4 protein-coding genes are annotated in these 3,368 nt (G+C 66.6%); all 4 read right to left on the minus strand.

Annotated features, from left to right (window positions below; genetic code table 11):
• Positions 1 to 703, minus strand: a 703-nt coding sequence (locus QZV97_RS20560) for a citrate/2-methylcitrate synthase (RefSeq protein WP_295647237.1), incomplete at its 3' end; no start/stop codon positions are given.
• Positions 704 to 771: 68 nt separating this feature from the next.
• Positions 772 to 1,059 (minus strand): succinate dehydrogenase assembly factor 2, encoded by a 288-nt coding sequence (locus tag QZV97_RS20565; RefSeq protein WP_295647239.1) that lies wholly within the window; start codon positions 1,057 to 1,059, stop codon positions 772 to 774.
• A 16-nt stretch (positions 1,060 to 1,075) separates the two neighbouring features.
• Positions 1,076 to 1,783, minus strand: coding sequence for a succinate dehydrogenase iron-sulfur subunit (locus tag QZV97_RS20570; protein WP_295647241.1), 708 nt, complete (start codon positions 1,781 to 1,783; stop codon positions 1,076 to 1,078).
• An 8-nt stretch (positions 1,784 to 1,791) separates the two neighbouring features.
• Positions 1,792 to 3,368 (minus strand): succinate dehydrogenase flavoprotein subunit (sdhA, locus tag QZV97_RS20575; protein WP_295647243.1); only part of this gene is annotated, 1,577 nt, incomplete at its 5' end.

The raw sequence follows: 3,368 nt of genomic DNA on the forward strand, positions 1-3,368 counted from the left end.
CGTGGTCGGCGTGCAGGATGAAGATGCGGTCCATCGCGCGCACCAGCACGTCGTTCTGCACGTACTCCTCGCAGGGCGTGCCGAACATCATGCGCATGAAGTTCTCGGTGTAGCTCAGCTCGTTCTTCGGATAGATGTAGGGCTGGCCGATCGAGTACTTGTAGGCCATCGCCACCAGCGTCGGCATCTTGGCGATCAGGCGGATCGCGGCGACGGCCCGATGCTCGGGGTTCTGCACGTCGGTGCTGTCGTGATAGAAGGCCGACAAGCCGCCCACCAGACCCGTCATCACCGCCATCGGGTGCGCGTCGCGGCGAAAGCCGCGCAGGAAGAACTGCATCTGCTCGTTCACCATCGTGTGCTGGGTGACGGTGCGCGTGAACTTGGCCTTCTCGGCAGCGTTCGGCAGCTCGCCGTTGAGCAGCAGGTAGCAGGTCTCGAGGAAGTCGCAGTGCTCGGCCAGCTGCTCGATCGGATAGCCGCGGTACAGCAGCTCGCCCTTGTCGCCGTCGATGTAGGTGATGCCGGACTGGCAGGCCGCGGTGCTCAGGAAGCCCGGGTCGTAGGTGAACTTGCCGGTCTGCGCATAGAGCTTGCGGATGTCGATGACGTCCGGGCCGACGCTGCCCTTGTAGATCGGCAGCTCCATGCTCGGGCTGCCATCGGAGAACGACAGGGTGGCTTTGGTGTCGGACGGTGTCATGGCAGTTCCTTCGGTAGAGCTTTTCGGATGGCGAGAGACGGACGGAGGAGACGGGAGCGATGCAGGATTCAGGCCTGTGACGGGACCCGGAGCTGGCCCAGCACGAGATGGACATCGGGTCGATCGAGCGCGCCTTCCGGCTGCCGGCGGGACAGCAACAGGTCCAGCAGGTCGTTGTCCGCCAGGTCGGTCAGCGCCTCGAGCCCGCGCGCCTGTCGCTGCGACAGCGCGCCGTCGTTGGCAGCGAAGAAGCGCTCGATGAACAGGTCGTTCTCCAGCAGGCCGCGCCGGCAGCGCCAGCGCAGCCGGTTCATCGCGGCAGCGCTCAGCGGCAGGTCGTCGGGCTGGACATCCATGGAGAGCAGAGGCCGCCTAGACGGCGCGGCGCACCATCAGTTCCTTGATCTTGCCGATCGCCTTGGTGGGGTTCAGGCCCTTGGGGCAGACGTCGACGCAGTTCATGATCGTGTGGCAGCGGAACAGCCGGTACGGGTCCTCGAGGTTGTCGAGGCGCGCGCCGGTGTCCTGGTCGCGACTGTCGGCGATGAAACGGTAGGCCTGCAGCAGACCCGCCGGACCGACGAACTTGTCCGGGTTCCACCAGAAGCTCGGGCAGCTGGTCGAACAGCTGGCGCACAGGATGCACTCGTACAGACCGTTGAGCTCGTCGCGCTCCTCGGGCGACTGCAGACGCTCCTTCTCGGGCGGCGTCTCCTCGTTGACGAGATACGGCTGGATCGAGTGGTACTGCTTGAAGAACTGCGTCATGTCCACGATCAGGTCGCGGATCACCGGCAGGCCCGGCAGCGGCTTGAGGACCACCGTGCCCGGGAGGCTGCGCAGGTTGGTCAGGCAGGCCAGGCCGTTCTTGCCGTTGATGTTCATGGCGTCCGAGCCGCACACGCCTTCGCGGCACGAGCGCCGGAACGACAGCGTGGGGTCCAGCGCCTTGAGCTTCATCAGCGCGTCGAGCAGCATGCGCTCCGAGCCGTCGAGCTCGACCTGCAGCGTCTGCATGGTGGGCTTGTCGCCGGTGTCCGGGTCGTAACGGTAGATCTGGAAGGTGCGGGTGTCGGCCATGGCAATACTCAGAAGGTCCGGACCTTGGGCGGGATCGACTCGGTGGTCAGCGGCTTCATCTGCACCGGCTTGTAGTCGAGCCGGTTGCCCTCGCTGTACCAGAGGGTGTGCTTCATCCACTCGCGGTCGTTGCGGCCCAGCGGGAACTCGGCATCGTCCTGCGGCCGCTCGTAGTCGCGCACCAGGTGGGCGCCGCGGCATTCCTTGCGGGCCGCGGCCGACACGATGGTGGCCTGCGCGGCCTCGATGAGGTTCTCGACCTCGAGTGCCTCGACGCGCGCGGTGTTGAAGACCTTGGACTTGTCCTTCAGGCCGATGGACTTGACGCGCTCGGCGATGGCTGCGATCTGCTGCTGCCCCTCGTCGAGCGCGGCCTGCGTACGGAACACGCCGGCATGCTTCTGCATCGACTGGCGGATGTCGTTGGCGACGTCCTGGGCGTACTCACCGGAGGTCGCACCATCCAGGCGGGCCAGACGGGCCAGCGAGCGATCTGCCGCGTCCTTCGGCAGGTCCTTGTGGTTCTTGTTCTTCTGCGCGAACTCGACGATGTGGTTGCCGGCCGCGCGGCCGAACACCAGCAGGTCCAGCAGCGAGTTGGTGCCCAGCCGGTTGGCGCCGTGGACGCTGACGCAGGCGCATTCGCCCACCGCGTACAGGCCGTTCACGATGGTGTTCGGGTTGCCGTCCTTCGGCACCACCACCTGGCCATGGATGTTGGTCGGCACCCCGCCCATCTGGTAGTGGATGGTCGGCACCACCGGAATCGGCTCCTTGGTGATGTCGACGTTGGCGAAGTTGTGGCCGATCTCGTAGACGCTGGGCAGGCGCTTCATGATGTCGGCCGCGCCGATGTGCGTCATGTCCAGGACGATGTAGTCCTTGTTCGGGCCGCAGCCCCGCCCTTCGATGATCTCCTGCCCCATGCAGCGCGACACGAAGTCGCGCGGCGCCAGGTCCTTCAGCGTCGGCGAGTAGCGCTCCATGAAGCGCTCGCCGTTGCTGTTGCGCAGGATCGCGCCCTCGCCGCGGCAGCCTTCGGTCAGCAGCACACCGGCACCGGCCACGCCGGTCGGGTGGAACTGCCAGAACTCCATGTCCTCCAGCGGCAGGCCGGCGCGCGCCGCCATGCCCAGGCCATCGCCGGTGTTGATGAACGCATTGGTGCTGGCGGCGTAGATGCGCCCCGCCCCACCGGTGGCCAGCAGCACGGTCTTGCCCTGCAGGATGTGGACGTCGCCGGTCTCCATCTCGAGCGCCGTGACGCCGACCACGTCGCCCTCGGCGTCGCGGATCAGATCCAGCGCCATCCACTCGACGAAGAACTGCGTGCGCGCCTTGACGTTCTGCTGGTACAGCGTGTGCAGCATCGCGTGGCCGGTGCGGTCGGCCGCGGCGCAGGCGCGCTGCACGGGCTTTTCGCCGTAGTTCGCGGTGTGGCCGCCGAAGGGGCGCTGGTAGATCGTGCCGTCGGGGTTGCGGTCGAACGGCATGCCGAAGTGCTCGAGCTCGTAGACGACCTTGGGCGCCTCGCGGCACATGAACTCGATCGCGTCCTGGTCGCCGAGCCAGTCGGAGCCCTTGA

The sequence above is a fragment of the uncultured Methylibium sp. genome, from assembly GCF_902826655.1.
Lineage (GTDB): Bacteria > Pseudomonadota > Gammaproteobacteria > Burkholderiales > Burkholderiaceae_C > Methylibium.

Excerpts from the sequence above, each read along its gene's own strand:
- QZV97_RS20565 (WP_295647239.1), bottom strand. The coding sequence starts at position 1,059 with ATGGATGTCCAGCCCGACGACCTGCCGCTGAGCGCTGCCGCGATGAAC.
- QZV97_RS20570 (WP_295647241.1), bottom strand. The coding sequence starts at position 1,783 with ATGGCCGACACCCGCACCTTCCAGATCTACCGTTACGACCCGGACACC.